The 22,873-nt window shown below is 65.9% G+C and carries 25 protein-coding genes; 4 read left to right on the top strand and 21 right to left on the bottom strand.

Annotated elements, in window-relative coordinates; all coding sequences use genetic code 11:
• Positions 1 to 36 precede the first annotated feature (36 nt).
• Positions 37 to 468: a (deoxy)nucleoside triphosphate pyrophosphohydrolase gene (locus E0504_RS19590; protein ID WP_207974505.1), complete on the bottom strand. Its 432-nt coding sequence runs from the start codon at positions 466 to 468 to the stop codon at positions 37 to 39.
• Between the two features lie 73 nt (positions 469 to 541).
• Between E0504_RS19590 and E0504_RS19585 the strand changes: the two genes are divergently transcribed.
• Together E0504_RS19585 and E0504_RS19580 are read left to right on the top strand one after the other, a co-directional pair.
• The gene (locus E0504_RS19585) at positions 542 to 733 is read left to right on the top strand and encodes a Flp family type IVb pilin (protein ID WP_207974504.1); all 192 of its coding nucleotides are present in this window, start codon (positions 542 to 544) and stop codon (positions 731 to 733) included.
• Positions 734 to 843: 110 nt separating this feature from the next.
• The gene (locus E0504_RS19580; RefSeq protein WP_131625404.1) at positions 844 to 1,029 is read left to right on the top strand and encodes a Flp family type IVb pilin; all 186 of its coding nucleotides are present in this window, start codon (positions 844 to 846) and stop codon (positions 1,027 to 1,029) included.
• A gap of 65 nt (positions 1,030 to 1,094) precedes the next feature.
• On the opposite strand, the gene E0504_RS19575 is transcribed toward E0504_RS19580, so the two are convergent.
• From E0504_RS19575 to E0504_RS51320, 5 genes are all read right to left on the bottom strand, one after another.
• Positions 1,095 to 2,579, bottom strand: coding sequence for a M48 family metalloprotease (locus tag E0504_RS19575; RefSeq protein WP_207974503.1), 1,485 nt, complete (start codon positions 2,577 to 2,579; stop codon positions 1,095 to 1,097).
• 111 nt (positions 2,580 to 2,690) lie between these two features.
• A complete protein-coding gene (locus E0504_RS19570; RefSeq protein ID WP_131625705.1) occupies positions 2,691 to 3,638 on the bottom strand; it encodes an acetyl-CoA carboxylase carboxyltransferase subunit alpha in 948 nt (315 codons plus the stop codon).
• A 10-nt stretch (positions 3,639 to 3,648) separates the two neighbouring features.
• Positions 3,649 to 4,536 (bottom strand): tyrosine recombinase, encoded by an 888-nt coding sequence (locus tag E0504_RS19565; RefSeq protein WP_131625403.1) that lies wholly within the window; start codon positions 4,534 to 4,536, stop codon positions 3,649 to 3,651.
• Complete coding sequence (locus tag E0504_RS19560) at positions 4,536 to 6,209, bottom strand: hypothetical protein (RefSeq protein WP_207974501.1); 1,674 nt, start codon at positions 6,207 to 6,209, stop codon at positions 4,536 to 4,538. Before E0504_RS19560 ends, E0504_RS19565 begins: the two co-directional genes overlap by 1 nt.
• Before the next feature lie 197 nt (positions 6,210 to 6,406).
• On the bottom strand, positions 6,407 to 6,547 hold the full coding sequence (locus E0504_RS51320; protein ID WP_207974500.1) for a hypothetical protein: 141 nt from the start codon (positions 6,545 to 6,547) through the stop codon (positions 6,407 to 6,409).
• Positions 6,548 to 6,629: 82 nt separating this feature from the next.
• Between E0504_RS51320 and E0504_RS19555 the strand changes: the two genes are divergently transcribed.
• Together E0504_RS19555 and aroB are read left to right on the top strand one after the other, a co-directional pair.
• Positions 6,630 to 7,199 carry a shikimate kinase gene (locus E0504_RS19555; protein WP_131625704.1) on the top strand — a complete coding sequence of 190 codons (570 nt, stop codon included), beginning with the start codon at positions 6,630 to 6,632 and terminating at the stop codon, positions 7,197 to 7,199.
• Positions 7,190 to 8,296 carry a 3-dehydroquinate synthase gene (aroB, locus tag E0504_RS19550; RefSeq protein ID WP_131625400.1) on the top strand — a complete coding sequence of 369 codons (1,107 nt, stop codon included), beginning with the start codon at positions 7,190 to 7,192 and terminating at the stop codon, positions 8,294 to 8,296. Before E0504_RS19555 ends, aroB begins: the two co-directional genes overlap by 10 nt.
• A gap of 34 nt (positions 8,297 to 8,330) precedes the next feature.
• Here aroB and E0504_RS19545 read toward each other — a convergent pair whose 3' ends face one another.
• The 15 genes from E0504_RS19545 to E0504_RS19475 all read right to left on the bottom strand — a co-directional run bounded on the left by E0504_RS19545 (position 8,331) and on the right by E0504_RS19475 (position 22,758).
• Entirely contained in the window at positions 8,331 to 8,864 is a 534-nt protein-coding gene (locus E0504_RS19545) for a DUF421 domain-containing protein (RefSeq protein ID WP_131625398.1), read from the bottom strand.
• A gap of 39 nt (positions 8,865 to 8,903) precedes the next feature.
• Positions 8,904 to 9,356, bottom strand: coding sequence for a DUF488 family protein (locus E0504_RS19540; protein ID WP_131625396.1), 453 nt, complete (start codon positions 9,354 to 9,356; stop codon positions 8,904 to 8,906).
• Positions 9,356 to 9,727 carry a tRNA-binding protein gene (locus tag E0504_RS19535; RefSeq protein WP_131625703.1) on the bottom strand — a complete coding sequence of 124 codons (372 nt, stop codon included), beginning with the start codon at positions 9,725 to 9,727 and terminating at the stop codon, positions 9,356 to 9,358. The genes E0504_RS19540 and E0504_RS19535 overlap by 1 nt, the downstream gene beginning before the upstream one ends.
• Complete coding sequence (locus E0504_RS19530) at positions 9,727 to 11,793, bottom strand: acetyl/propionyl/methylcrotonyl-CoA carboxylase subunit alpha (protein ID WP_131625395.1); 2,067 nt, start codon at positions 11,791 to 11,793, stop codon at positions 9,727 to 9,729. Before E0504_RS19530 ends, E0504_RS19535 begins: the two co-directional genes overlap by 1 nt.
• The gene (locus E0504_RS19525; protein WP_131625394.1) at positions 11,793 to 12,263 is read right to left on the bottom strand and encodes a hypothetical protein; all 471 of its coding nucleotides are present in this window, start codon (positions 12,261 to 12,263) and stop codon (positions 11,793 to 11,795) included. The genes E0504_RS19530 and E0504_RS19525 overlap by 1 nt, the downstream gene beginning before the upstream one ends.
• Positions 12,260 to 13,270 (bottom strand): biotin synthase BioB, encoded by a 1,011-nt coding sequence (gene bioB, locus E0504_RS19520; RefSeq protein WP_131625392.1) that lies wholly within the window; start codon positions 13,268 to 13,270, stop codon positions 12,260 to 12,262. The genes E0504_RS19525 and bioB overlap by 4 nt, the downstream gene beginning before the upstream one ends.
• On the bottom strand, positions 13,267 to 13,728 hold the full coding sequence (locus E0504_RS19515) for a DMT family transporter (RefSeq protein WP_207974497.1): 462 nt from the start codon (positions 13,726 to 13,728) through the stop codon (positions 13,267 to 13,269). The genes bioB and E0504_RS19515 overlap by 4 nt, the downstream gene beginning before the upstream one ends.
• Positions 13,725 to 15,869, bottom strand: coding sequence for a methylmalonyl-CoA mutase (gene scpA / locus E0504_RS19510; RefSeq protein WP_131625391.1), 2,145 nt, complete (start codon positions 15,867 to 15,869; stop codon positions 13,725 to 13,727). The genes E0504_RS19515 and scpA overlap by 4 nt, the downstream gene beginning before the upstream one ends.
• Positions 15,870 to 15,917: 48 nt before the next feature.
• Positions 15,918 to 16,532, bottom strand: a complete 615-nt coding sequence (locus tag E0504_RS19505) for a glutathione S-transferase family protein (protein ID WP_207974496.1) — start codon at positions 16,530 to 16,532, stop codon at positions 15,918 to 15,920.
• Positions 16,532 to 17,320, bottom strand: coding sequence for an enoyl-CoA hydratase-related protein (locus E0504_RS19500; RefSeq protein ID WP_131625389.1), 789 nt, complete (start codon positions 17,318 to 17,320; stop codon positions 16,532 to 16,534). Before E0504_RS19500 ends, E0504_RS19505 begins: the two co-directional genes overlap by 1 nt.
• A gap of 75 nt (positions 17,321 to 17,395) precedes the next feature.
• Positions 17,396 to 17,845, bottom strand: coding sequence for a methylmalonyl-CoA epimerase (gene mce, locus E0504_RS19495; RefSeq protein ID WP_131625388.1), 450 nt, complete (start codon positions 17,843 to 17,845; stop codon positions 17,396 to 17,398).
• Positions 17,846 to 18,073: 228 nt separating this feature from the next.
• Positions 18,074 to 19,600 carry an acyl-CoA carboxylase subunit beta gene (locus E0504_RS19490; RefSeq protein ID WP_131625386.1) on the bottom strand — a complete coding sequence of 509 codons (1,527 nt, stop codon included), beginning with the start codon at positions 19,598 to 19,600 and terminating at the stop codon, positions 18,074 to 18,076.
• A 61-nt stretch (positions 19,601 to 19,661) separates the two neighbouring features.
• Positions 19,662 to 20,687, bottom strand: coding sequence for an NAD-dependent epimerase/dehydratase family protein (locus E0504_RS19485; RefSeq protein WP_131625385.1), 1,026 nt, complete (start codon positions 20,685 to 20,687; stop codon positions 19,662 to 19,664).
• 49 nt (positions 20,688 to 20,736) lie between these two features.
• The gene (gene gor / locus E0504_RS19480) at positions 20,737 to 22,089 is read right to left on the bottom strand and encodes a glutathione-disulfide reductase (RefSeq protein ID WP_131625384.1); all 1,353 of its coding nucleotides are present in this window, start codon (positions 22,087 to 22,089) and stop codon (positions 20,737 to 20,739) included.
• A 54-nt stretch (positions 22,090 to 22,143) separates the two neighbouring features.
• Positions 22,144 to 22,758 carry a hypothetical protein gene (locus E0504_RS19475; RefSeq protein ID WP_131625383.1) on the bottom strand — a complete coding sequence of 205 codons (615 nt, stop codon included), beginning with the start codon at positions 22,756 to 22,758 and terminating at the stop codon, positions 22,144 to 22,146.
• Positions 22,759 to 22,873: the final 115 nt, after the last annotated feature.

The raw sequence follows: 22,873 nt of genomic DNA, 5'->3' as shown, positions 1-22,873 counted from the left end.
CGGCACATAGGGTCGCCGTTTCGGCTTGGCAATCCCTTATCCTGCCTCCGTGAAGAGTTGCGCAACCAGCGCGCGGTCGAGCGGCGGAACCGGCAGCCGCCCTACCTCTGCAGAAGTGAACCAACGGCATTCCGCGCCGGGTTCGGGCTGCGGCACTCCGGTCCATGAAGTGATTCTGTAAAGAGTGATGACAATCGCAGCCTCGCCCCCGCCAGCATCGGCGCGCGCCTGACCAACGGCGTCTTCGTCGGGCAAGCAGACAATGATCGCCAATTCCTCATGAAGCTCGCGCAGCAGCGCCTCGGCGTGCGTTTCGCCAGGCTCGACCTTGCCCCCGGGAAATTCCCACAGTCCCCCGTGCCGCTTTCCCGCCGGGCGCTTCTGCAGCAGCCAGCGACCCGCACCGTCGGACATTGCGCCCGCCACCACCTCCATGGCTGTCGGGAGATTTTCCAGTTTCGTCGCCATCGGCAACCTTTTCTTAACGAGTGAAGTCCAGAAGCGAATTCGATCAGGCGGTGTTCGACAGAAAGTAGCAAAAATGCCGATGCGCAACGTCCTAAAGCGGATTGCCAGCGACATTTCGGGGGCGACTGCTGTGGAATATGGCCTGATCCTGGCCATGGTTTTTCTCGCCATGCTTGCCGCGGTTCAGAACTTCTCGGATAAAACAATCTCGATGTGGACCAAAGTGAGTAGCAAAATGGAAGAAACCACGGAGCTGAGAACGTAGGGCGAGCGGAATTAGGAATTCGAAAGGCCTAATTCTATCCGCCCCTCAACCTCCGATAGAATAGGATGAGGGGCAGGCCGGGTAGCGAAGACTAAACCAGGAGACATCAAATGCAAATTTTCAAGAATCTGATCCGCGACGAAAACGGGGCCACCGCCATTGAATATGGCCTGATCGCCGCTCTTATCGCAGTCGCAGCGATCGCCGCGATGCAAAGCCTCGGCGGCAGCCTGAGCACAACGTTCAAAAACGTAAGCACCGAAGTTGCCAAGGGCAGCACCACGCCGACCACGTAAGCAAGCATTATCAAATGCCGATAAGGCGGTGGGAGCAATCCCGCCGCCTTTTTGGCCAAAGCGACTCAGCTCCCGCGCACCACCAACTTAACCTTCTGCCCTGGCGCGACCGTCTGGTTCGCCGTCAGTCCGTTGAGCACCCGAAAGCGCTGTTCCTGAGCATCGGTGTACGCCATCCGCGCAGCCAGCGACTGCACCGTGTCGCGTGACCCGACCGTCACCACATCGATCACCCGCGGGATGATCTGCGCCGCTTCGTTGGCGCTGATCCGCCGCATCGAATTGAACATCGGCGAAAACACGCTCGACCGGCCCGCCTGGCTGATCGTGACGAAATGGAACGCCTGATTGCTGGCAAATTCGTAGGCGAAGATCACCACATCGACCTGGCTGTTGCCCGAATTGACTCGCGCCGTGCCGAACACCGCCGGAATGCCATTGACGGTGGTGCGCTGCAGCGACTGCGGCGCGACCTGCTGGTTCTGGCTGAGCGAGGCGAATGCCTGGCGCACGTATGTATCCAGATTTCCATTGTACGGCGCGGTCGTCAGCTGCGCTTGTCCGCTCTGTCCCTGGATGGACACCGCCTGCGTGCCGTTGACCATGTAGAATCCGCTCGGCGCGCTGAAGGACAGGCGATAGCTCGGGTGGATAAACTGCCGTCCCTCGATCACCCCTTGCGCCGGATCGTCGCCATAGACGAGCCCGTCGATCCGGGTGAGGAAGGTATCGCGATTGGTCACGCCAGTCGCATTGCCTGCGGTCCGCAACGCACTCTGCACCCGGCTGGCGGGATCCGGGTGTGTCGAGGCCCATTGCGGCACGCTCGCGTTGTCCCGGCCCTGCAGCGAAGCGTCCAGCGCGTTCTGCAGCGCAAGGCTCTGCAACACGGTGCCCATCGCCCGCGGATCATAGCCGGCGCGCTGCAGGTACTGGATGCCGAGCCGGTCGGCCTCCAATTCCTGACTGCGGGAGAACTTCAGCGTCAAGAGCTGCGATCCCTGCTGGATGCCGCTGGTGATCGCCTGGCCAACCTGGCTGTTGCCCAGCACGGCCCCTGCGAGGATCGAGCCCAGAGCGCCCAGGATCGAATTCTTCGTCGCGGTGCTTTGCCGCCGCTGGGCGTGCCGCGCGGCGACGTGGCCGACTTCGTGCCCCAGCACGCCGGCCAGCTCTGCTTCGTTGTTCATCAGCCCGACCAGCTGTCGGGTGGTGTAGATGTAGCCGCCCGGGATGGCGAAGGCGTTGTTCACCGAGCTGTTGAGCAGGGACACCGTAAAGGCATCGCGCGCATTGGATAGACTCGATTGGACGGCGATGTTCTTGCCAACCTGCTCGACATATTGCGCCTGCGGCCCGCTCATCGCGCCGCCGAATTCCTGCAGCAGTTGCGGGTGCTGCTGCGCGCCTTGTTGCGCTTCGGACTGGCTGATCGTGGCAGCCGTGGCTCGCGGCGCGGCATCGGCAGTGGTCGAGCAGCCGGAAACGATAAAGCCGGCTGCGCTGGTGGCGAGTAAAAGCGCGCGCATTCTGGTGCGATGTACGGTCATGTCTGGTCCCTTTCCAAGGCATGCACGGCGACCCACCGCCCGCCGCGGTTATGCGTTTTTGTGGCCTTGGAAACCCGCAAGGAACAACTCTGGTTCCCCCGGGAGCAGTGTTCAGCCGGCGCCCATCGCCAGGAACCGGTCCTCCCGCATCCGCCGGATCACATCGGCGGGCAGCTTGGTAAGCGCGTCAATCTCCTGAGCGATCGCGCTGCCGAGCGCCCTCGCCGCGCCGACGGGATCGCGGTGTGCGCCCCCCATCGGTTCGGGCACGATGCGGTCGATCACGCCCAGCCGCTCAAGGTGCTGTGCCGTGACCTTCATCGCCTCTGCCGCGTCGGGCGCCTTTTCCGCGGTTCGCCACAGGATCGATGCGCAGCCTTCAGGGCTGATTACCGAATAAACGGCGTGTTCCAGCATCAGGACCCGCTCGGCGCTGGCAAGCGCGACCGCCCCGCCCGATCCGCCCTCGCCCACGATCACGGCGACCATCGGCACCGGCAATGCCAGGCACGCTTCGGTCGAGCGGGCGATTGCTTCAGCCTGACCGCGCTCCTCGGCCTCGATCCCCGGGAATGCCCCGGACGTGTCGACCAGCGTCACCACCGGCAGGCCGAACCGGCCGGCCAGTTCCATCAGGCGGATCGCCTTGCGATACCCCTCCGGCTTTCCCATTCCGAAATTATGGCGGATGCGGGTCTGGGTATCGTGGCCTTTTTCGTGCCCGATCAGGACGACCTTGCGGCCATCGATCCTGGCCAATCCGCCGATGATCGCCTGATCGTCGCCGTACAGGCGGTCACCGCCCAGCGGGACGAACTCATCGAACGCGTGGGCGACGTAATCGCGGAAGTGGGGCCGGTGGGGATGGCGCGCGACCTGCGTCTTCTGCCAGGGAGTGAGCCCCGCGTAGGTCGTGGCCAGCAGTTCGGCGCTCTTGGCCTCCAGCTTGGCGAGTTCGCTCGAGATGTCGACTTCGTCACCTGCGGCGGCCGCGCGCAACTCTGCGATGCGCTTGTCCAGCGAGGCGACGGGCTTCTCGAATTCGAGATAAGACTGCATTGGCGCCCCGCTAGTCCCCCCGGCGCGCCCGTGCAAGCGGGTGGCGCTCATTGACCAGCGTCACTAGCCGCGCGGCATCGACGTGGGTATAGATCTGGGTCGTGGCGATGTCGGCATGGCCGAGCAGGGTCTGCAGCACCCTCAGGTCCGCGCCGCCTTCCAGCAGGTGCGTTGCAAAGGCATGGCGCAGGACGTGCGGGCTGACTTTTTCAGGAGGCAGGCCGGCGCGGATCGCCAGTTCCTTGATCAGTTGAAACAGCCTGACCCGGGTCAGGTGCGTGCCCGCGCGGGAGGGGAACAGGAACCGCCCCGGCGGCCGGGTCGCCAGCCAGCGGGTAAGCGCGGCACGGGCGGCAGAACTGACGGGCACCATGCGCGATTGCCCCCCCTTCCCTGTCACCGTCAGCAGCGGCGCATCGCGCGGCACCGCCGTCACCGGCAATGAAACCAGCTCTGTCGCGCGCAAGCCCGATCCATAAAGCAGTTCCAGCAACGCCAGCATCCGCAAGGCCGGCGGACTTTCAGTTGCCGCCTCCAGCTCCGCGCGGCTGAACAGGGCCTCGACTTCGTAGTGTGACAAGATCTTGGGCAGCGGGCGGCGGGCGACGGGGCGCGGAAGCCCGCTGCTCGGATCGTCTTCGCGCACGTTCTCGTCGATCAAAAAGGCGTAGAACTGACGCAGCGCAGACGATTTCCGCGCGACGCTCGCCGGCGCGAGATCGGACCACGCGGTGCCTAACCTGGCGAGCGTCGTGGAGTCGGCTGTCGCCAGATCGCCGACGTGCCCGGCGGCTCCCTCCAGGTCTCGGCGATAGGCGGCCAGCGTGTTGGCCGCCGCGCCGCGTTCGGCTGCCAGCATCGCGAGGAAATCTTCGACCAGGCCCGTGCCAGCCGCCATCAGCCGCGCGCGACCGCCTCCGCCGCGATCATTCGCGCTTCGGCGGACAGGCCCACGCGATGGAGCGCGCCGACGATGTGATACAGATGGCGCGGGGTCATCTGCTGCCAATCCGAACCCTGCATTCCCAGCCCCGCCAGAAAGGCCACGAGCGCCTGGTTGTCGGCCGCGGCCGCCGCATCGATTGCGCGGGTCCAGCGCGTCGCGCTTCCAAGACCGAGCTTGAGGTCGCTGGAATAGCTGTTGATGTCGCTCTGGCTCAGCCGCCCGAGACCGGCGAGCCCGGCAACCAGGAACTTGGACTGTCGCTGGCCCGCGCCATCATCGTCGCCGATGAAGTCATCCACCGCACCCGTCGACACAGGATCGTTCTGGTTGGGCGCCGCAAACACCAGTTGGGCCCAGCCGTCGCTGCCTTCCGGGATCACGTTCCCCCACCGAAGCGCATCCCGTTCAAGGCCCGCCGAAAGCATCGCGGCCAGCAAAGGTCCGGAATCGTCGACGAACTCCTCGCTCGGCTCCAGCCGCGCGGCGGCATAGGCTGTCAGCACCAGCCGTGCATAATCGATTGCCTGCCCGGGACCGGACACCCAGACGTCCTTGATCGCCGCCAGTCGCGCGGCCGAATCCCCTCCGACATACGCCTGGCGCAATTGCCCCGCCAGCGTCGCCGCTGGCCCGTCGAGGTCCTCCTCGCCGTATGCCTGCGAGTACAGATCGATCAGCGCGGACGATGACAGGATACCTTCGCGCGCGGCGATTTCCGATGCGGCGATGCGCTGCGGCAATGCCAGCATCGGGGCGACCGCTGCTGCCCGGGCGTAGTATGGGCCTGCTCCCTCGAGCAAACCCGCTGGCACCGGCTCGCCCACGGCGTTCGCCAGCGCGAACCGCATCGGCGTCAGTTCGTCGACGTCGTTCCACTCGATCGTGACCGCACCGCGCCCCTGCCCCGACGCCCCGGCGAAGCGAAGTGCCAGCAGGGCGTCGATGCTGGCGGCCTGACCGCGGCTGCGCACGCGGTTGAGATCAGCCTTGGCCCGCGCGCCCTCGCCCGCGAACGCATTGCAGATGCCCTGGACCAGCCGCCAGTTTGCGTCTTCGCGCCGGCTGCCTTGCAGGCGCACCGCCGGGCAGGCTCCGACCAGATCGGCGGTGCCAATATAAGCATCGAGAGCCGCCGCGGTCAGCGCCGCGTTCCAGTCAGAGGTATCGACCTCTTGCGCCACCGCTCGCGCGGCGGCGAATTCGCCCATCGCGTTGAGAGTGCTGACGCGCAGCGCGGCAAACTCCACCGGGTCCATGTCCGCCGGCGCCGCCAGCCGGCTGGCAAGAGCCCGGCGCAGCAGGATGTGCCCCCAGCGCGACACCACGGGACCGTCGCTACCGGCAAGCGCGGCACGCACCAGCGAGGCGGGCTGGTTGGCGAGTGAGAACGTCGGCAAGCCGCCTTCCGCAGGAGCGAGCACCCCCACGCGTTCCAGCGACCGGCGTGCGCCGGGGGGAATATCGACTTTTGGCTTGAGGCCGAGCAGCTCGTCGATTTCGTCGGTCGACATCCGCTCGATCTGGTCGAGCGAGGGGAGCTTGCCTGCGAAATCGGGGAGCGGCGCAGGTGCGGGCGCGGGCGCGCGGTTGCTGCCGCCGCTCGGCAGCGGCTGGATGACGGGCACCGAGGTCGCATTGCCACTCGGCCCGGGTGCCGGGGCTTGCGCGCCGCCCGATGGGCTGGGCCGGGGCGTTGGAGTGGGCGCCGGCCGCGGTTCTTCAAAGCCGGGCGGGAGCAGCGATTCGGGGGCATTCTGCGCCAACGCCAGACCTGAAACGAGCGCCAGGGCAGCCGCGCCTCCGCTCAATGCCGCAAGCCGCCTCATCGGGCATGCTCCGGCACATCGATGGGCTGGACGATCGGGTGGATCGCTTCCTCGCCGCCGTCGATCCACGCATACGCCAGCAGCAGCGCCACCAGCGCCGCCGCGATCCAGCCGATGCGCCTGCCGTTCATCACCAAGACCCGCGATCCCTTCCGCCGCGCGCACGCAAAGCCGGTGCGCGGTTGCGCGTCCCCTAGCCCATCTATAGTCGAAGCGGCAATGCGCTGCGCGACTGCCGCCCTCACCCCAGCCGAGATCGGCGCACTCGTTCGGCGGATCGACCGGCCGATCGTGCTGGTCGGCCTGATGGGGGTCGGCAAGTCGACCGTCGGTCGCCGTCTCGCCACCATACTGCAAACCGACTTCGTGGATGCGGACGAGGCAATCGAGGAAGCGGCGTCGATGCAGGTCGCGGAAATCTTCGACCGCTTCGGTGAACAGTACTTTCGCGACGGGGAACGGCGCGTGATCGCGCGCCTGCTCGACGAACATCACGGCGTGATCGCCACCGGAGGCGGCGCGTTCGTCAACCAGGATACCCGGGCGTTGATCTTGGAACGCGGGATCGCCGTGTGGATCGACTGCGACGTGGCCACCCTGGTGGAGCGGACGGGCCGCCGCGACGACCGGCCGCTGCTGCGCGGAGGCGACCCCGCGGAAATTCTGGAACGGCTGAACCGGGAGCGCACACCGTTTTATGCGCAGGCGCCGATCCGGGTCGAGAGCGCGCGCGGCCCGCAGCACGAAACGGCGATGCAGATCGTCGAGGCGGTTGACCGGTGGCTGTGATCCCCGTCGCGCTCGCCGGGCGCGGTTACGATGTGCACATCGGACGTGGTCTGCTCGAGCGCACCGGTGCGCTCGCCGGGCCACTCCTGCGCAAGCGCCGCGTCGCCGTGGTCGCTGACCGCAACGCCTGGAACCTGCACGGTCAGCGGCTTGAACAAGGGCTGCGCGAGGCTGGCAAGGACGCCGACGTCTACCTGGTCGAGCCGGGGGAAGGCTCCAAGAGCTGGCAGAGCCTGTCCGCGTTGACCGACTGGCTGCTGGCGCGTGAGATCGAGCGCGGCGACAACGTGCTGGCGCTCGGCGGCGGAGTGGTCGGCGATCTCACCGGGTTTGCGGCGGCCATTCTCAAGCGCGGGTGCGGGTTCATCCAGTTGCCGACCAGCCTGCTGGCGCAAGTCGACAGTTCCGTCGGTGGAAAAACGGCGATCAACACCGCCGCGGGCAAGAACCTGATTGGCGCGTTCCATCAGCCGAGCATGGTCCTGGCCGATCTCGACGCGCTGGGCACCCTGCCCGATCGGGAACTGCGCGCCGGCTACGCCGAAGTGCTGAAATACGGCGTGCTGGGAGACCGGGTGTTCTTTGACTGGCTCACGAACCACGGCCCCGCGGTGCTGGCTCTGGAGGATGCGCCGCTCGAACATGCGGTCGCGACCAGCGTCGCGATGAAAGCTGCCATTGTCGCAGAGGACGAGCGTGAGACCACCGGACAGCGCGCGCTGCTCAATCTCGGCCACACCTTCGGCCACGCGCTGGAGGCGGAAACCGGATTCTCCGACCGCCTGCTGCATGGCGAGGCGGTCGCGCTCGGCATGGTGTTGGCCGCTCGCTATTCGGCGCGGACCGGGCTGATGGAGGCTACGGAAGCAGAGGCGGTAGCAGGGTCGGTGCGTTCCGCCGGCCTCCCGTCCGAGATTGCGCAACTCAGGCTCGATCGCGACGGCGGCACGCTGGTCGACCACATGCGGCACGACAAGAAGATGGACGCCGGAACCCTTCCGTTCGTGCTGCTGCGCGGGATCGGTCAGGCGTTCCTCGCACGTGACGTTGCCTTATCCGACGTCGCCTTGTTTCTCGACGAGGAGTTGCGCCGCTAACGCCTTGCACACCCCGCACGGGTGACGATCCGCGCTAAGGCTCGTTCTGCTGCTTGCGATACTGCCCGTAGCCGACGACATCGCAGAGGGTCGAACCATCGCCGGGTTGGGCAATGACGCTGAGCGTTCCGTCCGTTTCCAGGACGACGGCGTGAACGTCTTTGAAAGCGGTGCTGCCGTGCCTGCGGACAGCGGCCCGCAGATCCGACAAGCCGATCCGCTCTGCATTCATCGCCGCGTCTATCGGTGTGCCATCGATCAGCAACAGCCGCGGGGTGGAACGGGTAAGCTGGAAGAACCACGGCCAGCGCAGCGATGCCTTGGCAACCAGCCACTGCAGCGAACACAGAATCGCGAGGGCGATCGCCCCTTGCGACCAGGTTGTGCTCTTCGCGAGGATCGTGCTGGCAAGGATCGACCCGAGCGCGACGGTGACAATAAAGTCGAACGCATTGAGCTTCGCCAGCGTCCGCTTGCCGTACAAGCGCAGCATCAGCACCAGCCACCCGTATGTCAGAACGGCAAGAAGCGCGGCACGCAGGAGACTGGACCAGTTATCGAACAGCATGCCGAACTTACGTACCGGCAGCGGATTGGGTCCGCCCCGTCAGGTTTTCGGCAGCAGTTCCGGTTCCAGATCCACCCGCTCGAACCCGTCGAACAGTGCATCGAACAGCAGGCTGCGGTGACATTCCGCCGCATCGCGCTCGTAGCACAACAACGCCACGCGCTGTTGCTGCGCGATGTCGTGCAGTTCGCCCATCTGCGCCATCGCCTCGGGCAATTCGAGCTGTCCGCCGTAGATGCACGCAAGGGTGGCGTGATCCCCGCGCCGCGCGGCCTCGCGACCTTCAGCCGGGGTGCCGAGTTGCTTGAAGTGGCGGTAGGCGATCCCCGCTTCCTCGGCCGCGGCCTTGAGGCTCGACTTGGAGAAGCCGGGGCGGCGCGACAGCGGCAGGAAACGGATGTCCGCCAGCAGCTGGACCTTGGCCGCGCGCAGCGCGTCGATCACCGCCGCCTGCGTCGCCTGTTCGTAACCGATGGTGTAGATCGCCGGCATCAGAACAGCCGCGATCCGTTGGGCACGTGCACGTCGGGCGCGAACAGGACGACCTCGCCGGCGGTGTCGGCAAAGCCCAGGGTCAGCACCTCGGACATGGCTGGTCCGATCTGCCGCGGCGGGAAATTGACTACCGCCGCGACCTGCCGGCCGGGCAATTCACCCACAGGATAGTTGGCGGCAATCTGCGCGCAGCTTTTCCGGACGCCGATGACGGGTCCGAAGTCGATCTTCAGCCGGTACGAAGGCTTACGCGCCTCCGGAAACGCGTCCGCTTCGACGATCGTGCCGATCCGGATGTCGACCTTGAGGAAATCGGCGAACGCGATTGTCTCGGCCGCCGGGGCCTCGGGCGAGTGCGACAGGTGCATCACTCCAGTTCCAGGATCACCTCGTCGACCGCCAGGCTGGCGCCTTGCTGCGCGTTGACCTTGGCGACGGTGCCGGTCTTCTCGGCGCGGAGGATGTTCTCCATCTTCATCGCCTCGACCGTCGCGAGCGGCTGGCCTGGCTGGACGGTGTCGCCCTCTCCCACATGAAGCGCGACCAGCAGCCCTGGCATCGGGCAAATGAGGAACTTCGACAGGTCGGGCGGCACCTTCTCGATCATGTGCTGCGCGTACTGAGCGACGTGGGCGGGCAGGATGCGGACCTCGTGCTTCGCCCCGCGCGTGGTCATGCGGTAGCCGCTACGCGTCGGCGACAGCTGGATGCCGTAGCTGTCCAGCGGAGCGGCTTCATCGTCCGCGTCAGCCGCATAAAGCTCCACCTCCACGAACCGGTCGCCCGGCGTGTACTCCAGCGCGATCGCGACCGGATGGCCATCGACGGTGATTGCGTCCTCTTCCAGCACGACCGCGTGATCCTGGCCCGCGATACGCACCTGCCAGTCGCCCGGTGCAGCGCGCTCGTCCCCCAGCTGGCCGTCAATGCGACGTGCGCGGTCGGCATCGGCGGTGGCGATCGCGCCAGCCACGGCGGCAAGTACGCCGATGGTGCGGATGTCGCTCGCCGCCCCGTGGAAGCCGTCGGGGTATTCCTCGGCGATGAACCCCGTGGTCAGCTCGCCCGAGCGGAACCGCGGGTGCTGCATGATGGCGGAGAGGAAATCGACATTGTGGCCGAGCCCCTCGATCTGGAAACTGTCGAGCGCCTTGACCTGCAGGTCCGCGGCTTCATCGCGGGTCGGCGCCCATGTCACCAGCTTGGCGATCATGGGGTCGTAGAACATGCTGACCTCGCCGCCTTCGAAAACGCCGTCGTCGACCCGCACCCCGCCCGCGCCGACTGGCACGCCGCGCCGGTCGCTGCCCTCGACCTCGCTTTCGGTCCAGCCTTCGACGGGAGGGTCATATCGCACCAGCCGCCCGGTGCTGGGCAGGAACCCGCGATAGGGGTCCTCGGCATAGACGCGGTTCTCGATCGACCAGCCGTCGATGCCGATGTCCTCCTGCGTGAAGGCAAGCTTCTCGCCCGCGGCGACGCGGATCATCTGCTCGACCAGATCGATGCCGGTGATCGCCTCGGTCACCGGGTGCTCAACCTGCAGCCGGGTGTTCATCTCGAGGAAGTAGAAGCTCTCACCGGTCGGGTCGGCACCGCTGACGATCAACTCGACCGTGCCCGCGCTGTAGTACCCCACCGCGCGGCTGAGCGCGACGCACTGCTCGCCCATCGCCTGACGCATCTTTGGGGTGACGAACGGGCTCGGCGCTTCCTCGACCACCTTTTGGTGGCGGCGCTGGATGCTGCACTCGCGCTCGTTTAGGTAGACGATGTTGCCGTGCTGGTCGCCGAGGATCTGGATCTCGATGTGGCGCGGATTGAGGATGAACTTCTCGATGAACACCCGGTCGTCGCCGAACGAGTTCAGGCCCTCGCGCTTGGTCGCCTCGAAGCCCTCGCGCACGTCCTGCTCGGAATAGGCAAGCCGCATGCCCTTGCCGCCGCCGCCGGCGCTGGCCTTCATCATCACCGGATAGCCGATCTCGGCTGCGATGCGCACCGCGTGCTCGGTATCCTCGATCTCGCCCACGAAGCCCGGGACGACGTTGACCCCGGCTTCCTTGGCGAGCTTCTTGGATTCGATCTTGTCCCCCATCGCCGCGATCGCGTTCACCGGCGGACCGATAAAGGCGATGTTCTCCTTGGCGAGCGCCTCGGCGAAACTGGTGCGCTCAGAGAGGAAGCCATAGCCCGGATGCACCGCCTCGGCGCCCGTCTGCTTGCACGCGGCGATGATCTTGTCGGCGATCAGGTAACTTTCAGCGGCCGGCGAGGGGCCGATATGCACCGCCTCGTCCGCCATCCGCACGAACGGCGCGCGCGCGTCGGCGTCCGAATAGACCGCGACGGTCGCGATACCCATCCGGCGCGCGGTCTTGATAACCCGGCAAGCAATCTCGCCCCGATTGGCGATGAGGATTTTGGAGAACATCAGTTTGCTTTCGAGGTGAGTGGTAGGCGATCCGCGTCCGCTACCAATTGATTGAGCCTACGAAGCGCAGGTGCACTGACGGGTCGCTGGTTTACCCATGTCGATGGCAAGAGTTCTCGAATGGGCTGTTCAGGTCCATTGTAAATGACCTCGCCATAGCAACCGTCATAGTCGAAATGAAAAAATAGGAGGTGGTCTGCGTGAGTCTCCACAGGACGAAAAGCAGCGCCACGTTTGGTCCCGCTAGCTTTTCCTTGCACAGAACGCCCATCAGGCGCGTAACCGTCGATACCCTCGTTGCTACGTCCAGTTAGCCTCAGCCCGAATAACTCGGCTGCGACTGCCTCACCAAGATCCCCGACCAAATTTCCGTCGAGCGTGAAATGGAGATCGACAGCGCTGTAATGCGCCTTGAGTTCATTGCGGGCCGCGATCAGTTTCTGGATTGATGGTGGCAACTCGAACTTCACTCCGCCGCCTCCACCACCCGGCACGCCCGCATCGGCTCCTCGCCCTTGAGCGCGGTCAGCCCCAGCTTGGCGAACAGCGCGGCGTCGCTGTCGTCGCCGGCGTTGGGGGCGGTGAGCAGCTTGTCGCCGGTGAAGATCGAGTTCGCGCCGGCGAGGAAGCACAGCGCCTGCGTCGCCTCGCTCATGGACTCGCGCCCGGCGCTCAGTCGCACCATCGAGAGCGGCATCGTGATCCGCGCCACCGCCACGGTGCGGACGAACTCGATGTCGTCGATCTTGGCGAGCGGGGTGTCGGCCAGCATGTCGCCCAGCACCGTGCCCTTGACCGGCACCAGCGCGTTGACCGGTACGCTTTCGGGATGATGCGGCAGGGTGGCGAGCGTGTGGACGAAGCCCACCCGGTCGGCGCGCGTCTCGCCCATGCCGACGATCCCGCCCGAACACACGTTGATCCCCGCCGCGCGGACGTTCGCCAGTGTGTCGAGCCGCTCGCCCATCGTGCGCGTGGTGATCACCCGCTCGTAGTATTCGGGACTGCTGTCGATGTTGTGGTTGTAGTAGTCGAGCCCGGCCTCGGCGAGCATGTCCGCCTGTTTCGGCGTCAGCATCCCCAGCGTCATGCAGGTTTCCAGGCCCATCGCGCGCACGCCCTTCACGATCTCGATGATCGCGGGCATGTCGCGGTCTTTGGGGTTGCGCCACGCAGCGCCCATGCAGAACCGCTGGCTGCCGTGGTCCTTCGCCTGCGCGGCCGACTGCAACACCGCCTGAAAGTCCATCAGCTTCGACGCGGGCACTCCACTGTCCGCTTTGACGGACTGACTGCAATAACCGCAATCCTCCGGGCACCCGCCGGTCTTGATGGAAAGCAGGGTGCAAAGCTGAACCTGGTCAGGCGGATGGTTCTCACGGTGCACGCTCGCCGCCTGGAACAACAGTTCGGTGAACGGCAGGTCGAACAGCGCGGCGATCTCCTCGCGCGTCCAGTCGGTGCGGGAGATACTCATGCGGGCTTCCTTGCGAGATACAGGCCGACCGCCATCACTGCGAGGCCCAGCAAGCGCTTGGGCGTCAACGCGCTCTGCACGGTGCCCAGCCAGCCGAAGTGATCGATCGCCGCCGCCGCGACGATCTGGCCGAGCAACACGAAGAAGATCGCATTACCAAGCCCGATCCGCGGCGCCGCAAAAGCGACCGACGTGGCGTAGAACAGCATAAAGATCGCGCCGAACCAGATGTGCGGCGTTTCGAAAGTAAAGGTGGCGCGCTGCGGGAAGCCGGTCACCGCCACCATCACCAGGGCGATGACGAGGCCAACCGCGAACGTCACGGCCGTGGCAGCGATCGGACCGCCCAGCTGCTTGCCGAGCGCGGTGTTGAACGCGGCGAACACCGGGATGCCGATGCCGGCCAGGAACATCATCGCGGCAATGGGGAGAAAGCCGGCCTGGGGGGCGCCGCTCATTCGGCCGCTTCCAGCTCGCTTCCCAGCGGCGGCATATTATGGCCGAGCAGGCGCAGCAGGTCCGCCGCGCATTCGACCACGTTGGACCCCGGGCCATAGATGCCCTGCACCCCCGCCTCGCGCAGGAAGTCATAGTCCTGCGGCGGGATCACGCCGCCTGCGACGACCTTGATATCCGCCCGCCCCGCTTCGCGCAGGAGCTGGATCAGTTCCGGGATCAGGGTTTTGTGCCCGGCGGCAAGGCTGCTCGCACCGATCGCGTCGACCTCACGCGCCAGCGCCATGTCGCGGGTTTCGGCCGGGGTCTGGAAAAGCGGGCCGCTGACGACGTCGAAACCCATGTCGGCAAAGGCCGAGGCAATGACGTTGGCGCCCCGGTCATGCCCGTCCTGCCCCATCTTGGCGACCATGATCCTGGGCGCGCGGCCCAGCCGGCGGGCGACCGCCTGCACCCCGTCCGCCACTTGCTGGTACCGCGGATCCCCCTCGTAAGCGGCGCTGTAGATGCCCTTCACCGGGGTCGGCACCGTGTCGTAACGGCCGAACGCCTGTTCCATCGCACTGGAGATTTCCCCCAGCGTCGCATCGTGCCGGGCCGCCTCCACCGCCAGCGCGAGCAGGTTGCCACCAGCCCGCGCCCCATCGGTCAGCGCGGCCAGTGCCGCCTGACAGGCCGCCTCGTCGCGCGCCGCGCGGACCGCTTGCAGCCGGGCAATCTGCCCGTCGCGGACCGCGTGGTTGTCGATGTCGAGCGTGTCGAGGTGATCTTCGCTCGCCTTGCGGTACTTGTTGACCCCGACGATCACCGTCTCGCCGCGATCGACTTTGGCCTGTTTGGCGGCGGCCGCTTCCTCGATCGCGGCCTTGGGCCGGCCGGTCGCGACATAGGCCGTCATCCCGCCCGCTGCATCTGCGGCAGCGATCAATTCTTCCGCTTCTTTCACCAGCTTGGCGGTCAAAGCTTCGATGTAATATGATCCGCCGAGAGGATCGACGACATTGGTGATCCCGCTTTCTTCCTGCAGCACCAACTGGGTGTTGCGGGCAATCCGGGCGGAAAAATCGGTCGGCAAGGCGATCGCCTCGTCGAGCGCGTTGGTGTGCAGGCTCTGCGTGCCGCCCAGCACCGCCGCCATCGCTTCCACCGTGGTGCGGATCACGTTGTTGTACGGGTCCTGCTCCTGCAGGCTGACGCCGCTGGTCTGGCAATGCGTGCGCAGCATCTTCGACCGCTCGCTCTTGGCGCCCAGTTCCTCCATCGTCCGCCACCACAGCGTGCGCGCCGCGCGCAGCTTGGCGACCTCCATGAAGAAGTTCATCCCGATCCCGAAGAAGAAGCTCAACCGTCCGGCGAAGGCGTCGATGTCGAGCCCGGCGGCCATCGCGCGCTGGGCGTATTCCTTGCCGTCGGCGATGGTGAACGCCAATTCCTGCACCGCCGTCGCGCCGGCTTCGTGCATGTGGTAGCCGGAAATCGAAATGCTGTTGAATTTCGGCATGTTGGCAGAGGTATATGCGATGATATCTGAAACGATCCGCATGCTCGGTTCGGGCGGATAGATGTACGTGTTGCGGACCATGAACTCCTTCAGGATGTCGTTCTGGATGGTCCCGTCGAGCTTGTCCTGGCTAACCCCCTGCCGCTCCGCCGCGACGATGAAGAACGCCAGCACCGGGATCACGGCGCCGTTCATCGTCATGCTGACCGACATCTGATCGAGCGGAATGCCGTCGAACAGGATCTCCATGTCCTTGACGGTATCGATCGCCACCCCCGCCTTGCCGACGTCGCCGACCACGCGCGGGTGATTGCTGTCGTATCCCCGGTGCGTGGCAAGATCGAACGCGACCGACAGCCCCTTTTGCCCCATCGCCAGGTTGCGGCGGTAGAACGCGTTGGACTCTTCCGCCGTGGAGAAGCCGGCGTATTGGCGGATCGTCCACGGGCGTCCGGCGTACATGCTCGCCTTCACCCCGCGGGTGAACGGGGCGAAGCCGGGCAGCCCTGGATCGGCCGGCACGTCGTCCGCCGTGTAGAGCGGCTGGATCGCGAACCCTTCCGGCGTGTGCCAGGCCAGATCCCTGCCCTTCACTTCCTTGTCTGCGAGCGCCTGCCAGTCAGCTTTGGTCTTGTCCGTCATGGCCAACCCCTAAGCACAACCGCCCTGCCAGCGGAAGTCGCGACGCGACTATGCCGCAGCGCTCGGCCGCGCGCTGACCGTCTCGTGCCAGCGCATCAGCGCGCCGTTCCCGGAGTCCGGCCCGCTGCCGATGAACGTAGCGAAATCGACCGTGGTAAGCAGCAGTATGTCCGCCATCGAAAACTTGTCGCCGGCCAGAAACTCGTTGTTTTCCAGGCTGCGGTCGAAGAACGCAAAGGCATCGGCGATCCGCGGCCGATTGGACTCGCCCCACTCGGTGTTGCGGCCGGGGAGCGCGGCGGTGAATCGGTGCGTGTGGACCCACACCGCACCCACCGGCGGCATCAGGATCATCTCCACCCGGCGGTTCCACATCTCGATCACGCCAATCTCGGTCGGCGTGCGGCCGAACAGGGGAGGATCGGGATGCAACGCTTCCAGGAAGCGGCAGATCGCGACGCTTTCAGCGATCACGGTGCCATCGTCGAGTTCCAGCGCGGGGGTCTGTCCGCGCGGGTTCTTGGCGGTGTAATCAGGCGCCTTGTGCTCGCGCGCGGGGATCGACACCTCCTTGGAAGGAAGCGAGATGCCTTTCTCGGCGGCGAAGATGCGCACCCGTCGCGGGTTGGGCGCGGGGTTGGGGCTATCGTAGAACAACATCATCAGGCTCCCTTGAAGGCGGCTTTGCGCTTCTGAAGGAAAGCCATCCCGCCCTCCGCCGCATCGGCGCTGGCGCCAGCCACCCGCTGGCCCTCGGCCTCGGCCAGAAAGACCTGCGGCAGCGTGCCGTCGAGCGCGGTCTGGATGTTCGCCTTCATCGTGCGGTAGGCAACGGTCGGTCCTTCCGACAGGCGGGTGGCGAGCGCCATCGCCTCGTCCATCAGCGCCGCGTCGTCCACCGCGCGGTAGATAAGTCCCCAATCTTCAGCCTGCTCAGCACCGATCTTCTCACCCAGCATCATCATGCGGGTGGCGCGGGCGCGGCCGATGGCGCGGGCGAGCAACCACGTCGAACCGCCGTCGGGCACCAGCCCGATGTTGACGAACGCCTGCAGGAAATACGCGCTCTGGCCCGCGAGGACGAAATCGCCCGCCAGCGCGATCGAGCAGCCGACGCCGGCGGCCGGACCGTTGACCGCGGTCACCACCGGCACCGGGCAGCGCAGTATCTGGCTGAGCAGCGGGTTGTAGTAGTTCTGCAGCGCGCGGTGGCTACCGCCCTTCTGCTGGATCGCGCTCGACTCGCCGCGCGCCGCAAGGTCCGCGCCCGAGCAGAACCCCTTGCCCGCGCCGGTGATCAGAACGCTGCGCGCATCGCCCAGGTCATAGAACGCGGCGCCGAGCTCCTCCGCCAGTTCGATCGAGGCGGCGTTGAGCCGCTCGGGCCGGTTGAGCGTGATCTTGAGCACGCCACCCTGGCGCTCGGTCAGAATCGTTTCGTAATTGGCCACACCCGCTCTCCCTCATGCGTTGCTTGTCGCAACCTTTGCCCGAGCCGCCCGCGGGAGCAAGCGTCAATACGCGGGCTAATGGTCGCTTCGGGGCGTCTCCATGATCTCGGTCAGCTGGCCCATCATGTCCTTCGGGTGGAGGAAGAAGATCGGCGTCCCATGCGCGCCGATGCGGGTGGGGCCGAGGATGCGCTTGCCCAGCCCCTCGAACCAGGCCCGCGCCGCGTCGATATCGGACACCTCGTAGCAAAGGTGATGCTGCCCCCCGAGCGGGTTTTTCTCGAGGAACCCGCGGATCGCTGAGCCCTCGCCCAGCGGCTCAATCAGCTCGATCTGTGTGCCGTGAAGTTCAGAGTTTGGGCCGCCCTTGCCCGGCGTATCGACGAAGCAGACCTTCACCCCCTGCTCGGGCAGGTCGAAGGGCTCGGTGATCTGCGTCGCGCCCATCACCTCCCGGTAATAGGCCACGCTGTCCGCGATCGAGGGCGTTGCGACGCCGATGTGATTGAGACAACCGAGTTTCAAATCACCTGCTCCACATGAAGAATGCGCCGAAAAGGGCTGCGGCGCCGACACAACCGAGGAAACGCCCGCCGAGCGTCAGCCAAAACCGGATTGGATCATTTGCCCGCACGAACGTTGGCCACCCCAACATTGTAGTCTGTCCGGCCTCCAGCTCTTTGAGCCCGCGCGCAACACTCCAAAGGCCAATACCAGCCACTGCTAACATCCAAGTCCAAATGAGCAAATCAGTCACAGCGGAATGTTGTCATGCTTCTTCCACGGGTTCTCGAGCACCTTCCCGCGTAGCTTCCTCAGCCCCAGCGCGATCCGCCGCCGCGTGGAGTGCGGGTAGATCACCTCGTCGATATACCCCCGGCTCGCCGCCACGAAGGGGTTGGCGAAGCGGTCCTCGTACTCTTTGGTTTTCTCGGCAATCTGCTCCGGCCCAAGCCCACGGAAGATGATTTCGACCGCGCCCTTGGCGCCCATCACGGCGATCTCGGCGGTGGGCCAGGCGTAGTTGAGGTCGCCGCGCAAGTGCTTGGACGCCATGACGTCGTAGGCTCCGCCATAGGCCTTGCGGGTGATCACGGTGATCTTGGGCACGGTCGCCTCGGCATAGGCGAACAATAGCTTGGCGCCGTGCTTGATGATGCCATTGTGCTCCTGCGCCGTGCCGGGGAGGAAGCCGGGCACGTCGACGAAGGTCAGGATCGGGATCTCGAACGCATCGCAGAACCGCACGAAGCGCGCGGCCTTCTTGCTCGAATTGATGTCGAGCACGCCGGCGAGCACCATCGGCTGGTTGGCGACCACGCCCACCGTGCGCCCCTCGACCCGGCCGAACCCGCACAGGATATTGCCCGCGTGCGCCGGCTGGACTTCGAAGAAATCGCCCTCATCCAGCACCTTACGAATCACTTCGTGCATGTCGTATGGCTGATTGGCGTTGGCCGGGATCAGCGTGTCGAGGCTTTCGTCGAGCCGGTCCCACGGATCGGAAGTCGGACGCTCAGGCACCGCCTCGCGGTTCGACAGCGGCAGGAAATCGAAGAACCGGCGGGTCTGCAGCAGCGTCTCGATGTCGTTCTCGAACGCGAGATCGGCGACCGAAGTTTTGGTGGTGTGGGTGACTGCCCCGCCCAGTTCCTCTTGCGTCACCACCTCGTTGGTCACCGTCTTCACCACGTCGGGCCCGGTGACGAACATGTAACTGCTGTCTTTCACCATGAAGATGAAGTCGGTCATCGCGGGCGAATAAACCGCCCCGCCCGCACATGGCCCCATGATCAGGCTGATCTGCGGCACCACCCCGCTTGCGAGCACGTTGCGCTGAAACACCTCGGCATAGCCGCCGAGCGAAGCCACACCCTCTTGGATACGCGCGCCGCCGCTGTCGTTGAGGCCGATGACCGGCGCACCAACCTTCATCGCGCTGTCCATCACCTTGCAGATCTTCTCCGCGTGGCGTTTCGACAGCGAGCCGCCGAACACGGTGAAGTCCTGGCTGAACACGAACACCAGCCGGCCGTTGATCGTGCCCGATCCCGTCACGACACCGTCGCCGGGGATGCGCTGGTTCTCCATCCCGAAGTCGTTGCAGTCATGCTCGACATAGGCATCGAGCTCTTCGAAGCTGCCCTCGTCGAGCAGGATGTCGAGCCGCTCGCGCGCGGTCAGCTTGCCCTTGGCGTGCTGCGCGGCGATCCGCTTCTCGCCCCCGCCCATCCTGGCGGCGGCGCGGCGGCGTTCGAGTTCGGCGATATTGGCGGACATCGGCACCCCTTGTCTGGTTGCCGCCGCCTTGCCGCGCGCGCGGCGGAGCGTCAACAAACCGTCAGAGTTTGACCACCCCTTGGGCGATCAGGCTACGCGCGGTGTCGAGCACGGTCTGCTCCACCGGCAGCGTGGTCCAGCCGAGCTTGTCCTTCGCATGCTGGCCGCTGACCACTTTGCGCTTGCCGACCTCGCCCGCGATCTGGCGGATGTCGCGGCTGAACAGCGCCATCAGCTTGAGGACCGGGGTCGGCATCCGGCGGCTCGGGACCTTGCGGGCATCAGCCCCCAGGTGATCGCGCAGCACGCGGGCCATGTCCTCCATCCACATGAAATCGGCTGCGCAGGCGAAGCGTTCGCCGCGGATCGTGGCGGCGGGCGCCTCCAGCGCGAGCACGTGGAGCGAGGCGACATCGCGCACGTCGACCACGGTAAAGCCGATGCGCGGGATCGCCGGGATCTCGCCGGTCAGAAAGCGGCGGACGAACTCGATGGAGGCGGACAGGTCATCGTTCGCGACCGGCCCCAGCACCGCGACCGGGTTGATGCTGCAGAACGCCATGTCGAGAGCGTTTTGCGCCACCCATTCGCGCGCGGCCCGCTCGGCAACCGTCTTGGACTTGATGTAAGGCTGGATGCCGGGCGCGTTCGCATCGGTCCAGTCGCTCTCGTCGAACAGGGTCTTGCTGGCGGGATGGCCATAGGCGATCGCGGCGGAACTGCTGGTCTGGACGAAGTGCTGCACCCCGGCGGCATGCGCGAACCTGAGAGCACGCAAGGTGCCTTCGCGGGCGCGCACGATCAGTTCGTTCTCATCCTTGGGCACACCCACCGGAAAGGGCGAGGCGACATGCGCGACGTGCGTGCAACCTTCGTTCGCCAGGTCCCACCCGGCATCGTTCATCAGGTCGGCCTCGAACACGAACAGCTTGTCGCCCGCCCCCGGCCAGCGTGCCCGCAGCCGCGCCTCGCTGGTGGCCTTGCTGCGCACGGTGGTGCGCACGCACCAGCCCCTGCCGAGCAGTTGGTCGATCACCTCGCCCGCGATGTAACCGGTGCCCCCGGTGACCAGAACCGTGCCTGCCATGCGCGTTCTCCCTCATGCGCTGGTTACGCGTAACCGAGACGGCCGGCAATCAGCGCAGCAGCACCAGTTCCTCCGCCATCGTGGGGTGGATGGCGACCGTCTGGTCGAACTGCTCCTTGGTCAGTCCCGCCTTCACCGCGACGGCGGCCGCCTGCATGATCTCGGCGCTTTCCGGGCCGATCATGTGGATGCCCAGGATCTTGCCGGTCGTTTCCGCGCAGACCATCTTGTACAACGAGCGTTCGTTGCGCCCGGCAAGCACGTTCTTCATCGGGCGAAAATCACTCTCGTAGACCTTCACCGGACCATACGTGTTGCGCGCCTCGCTCTCGGTCATGCCGACGGCGGCCAGTGGCGGGTGGCTGAAGACCGCGCTGGGGATGCAGCCGTGGTCGACCGTGCGTGGGTTGTCGCCGAACACGGTGTCGGCGAACGCCTGCCCTTCGCGGATGGCGACGGGGGTAAGCTGCACCCGGTTGGTCACGTCGCCCACGGCATAGATGTGGCCGACGTTGGTCTTGCTGTATTCGTCGACCACGATCTCGCCGTGGTCGCCCACTGCGACGCCGGCGTGTTCCAGTCCCAGTCCCTCGGTATTCGGCACGCGTCCGGTGGCGAACAGGACGCAGTCGACCACCAGGTCTTCGTGATTGGTCATGCTGACCTTGAGGCACCCGTCCTCGGTCTGCTCGATCGAGCGGAACTGCGCGTTGAAGCGGAAGTCGATGCCCTTGGTGATGCTGATCTGCAGCAACCGGTCGCGCAGCGCCGAGTCGTATCCGCGCAAGAGCTGATCGGATCGATTGACGATGGTAACTTTGCTGCCGAACTGGTTGAAGATGCCGGCAAATTCGTTGGCGATATACCCGCCACCGGCAATCAGGATGCGCGGCGGGAGGGCATCGAGATGGAATGCCTCGTTGCTGGTGATCCCCAGATCGGAGCCGGGAAAGGTGGGGACATGCGGCCGCGCCCCGGTGGCGATCAGGATGATCTTCGCGGTCACGGTCCGTCCGCCGCCCAGCGTGATCTCATGCGGGCCGGTCAGCGTGGCGCGTTCGAGGATGATCTCGACATCGTAGTTCTCAAGCGTCGAGGTATAGGCGCCGTTCAGACGGTCGACGTCTTTCAGCACGTTGTCGCGCAGCACCGACCAGTCGAACTTGGGACTGTCGATCGTCCAGCCGAAATTGCGCGCGTCCTCCAGGTCCTCGGCGAAGTGTGCGCCGTAGACGAGCATTTTCTTGGGCACACAGCCGCGGATTACGCAGGTACCGCCGACCCGGTACTCCTCCGCCACGGCAACCTTGGCGCCATAGCCCGCGGCCACCCGGCTGGCGCGCACGCCGCCCGAGCCTGCGCCAATGACGAACAGATCATAGTCGTAAGTGCCGTCCGCCATGCGCGCCTCCTGCCTGAGCGGCGCATATGGCGGGCGGGGGCAGCCTTGCCAACCTCAGTCGAGGTCGTGGATCGCGGGATCCCAGAACGTGGCCAAAGCCAGGGCCGCGACCGTCGCGGTCCGGGCAGCGCCACGGTCAAGGCCGGGTGCGAGCAGCAGCGCCGGGCGTCCGGTGAGTTCCAGCGCTCCGATCTCGACCCCGCGCCGTTCGAACACGTATCCGACCGGGGTCAGGCTGGGCAACGGGGTGCCGGCCAGATGATGCACCGAACGGAATCGGATGGTTTCTCCGCCCAGGGCGATCTCGCCGCGCCGTTCATGGCGGGTGATCGCGCTGCCGCCGCCGATCACCTCCTGCAGCTCGAAGCGCGCGGGTATGGCGCGCCCTTCCGCGGTGAACGCGCAGCGATAAGCGAGCGGCTGGACGGTGATTTCCGCCAGGCCAAGGTCGACCGCCCGCTCGCGCATCGCACACCGCGCCTCGATGGTCGAACTGATCTCCGGCCCGGCAATGATGAAGTCGCTGTGGCCGGTGCGGGCGATCGTGTCGGCGAAAGTCCAGCGCTCCAGCGCGCGATCAAAGCTGCCGGTATAGGCACCGGCGATAAACTGCCCGCTCGGGCGGCCGCCGATGCCAGAAATCTCCGTACGGATCGACGCATCGGCCAACGCGGACGGCAGGCGGATTTGCGCAGCGGTACAACCGCTCAGCGCGATTGACCCCAGCAGAACAAACAGACGTATCATGCGAAACAACCTGGATAACCCCGTGCGAAACGGGGAC

The sequence above is a fragment of the Parafrankia sp. BMG5.11 genome (genome assembly GCF_004337455.1).
This window is presented reverse-complemented; position numbering and strand designations above follow the sequence as displayed.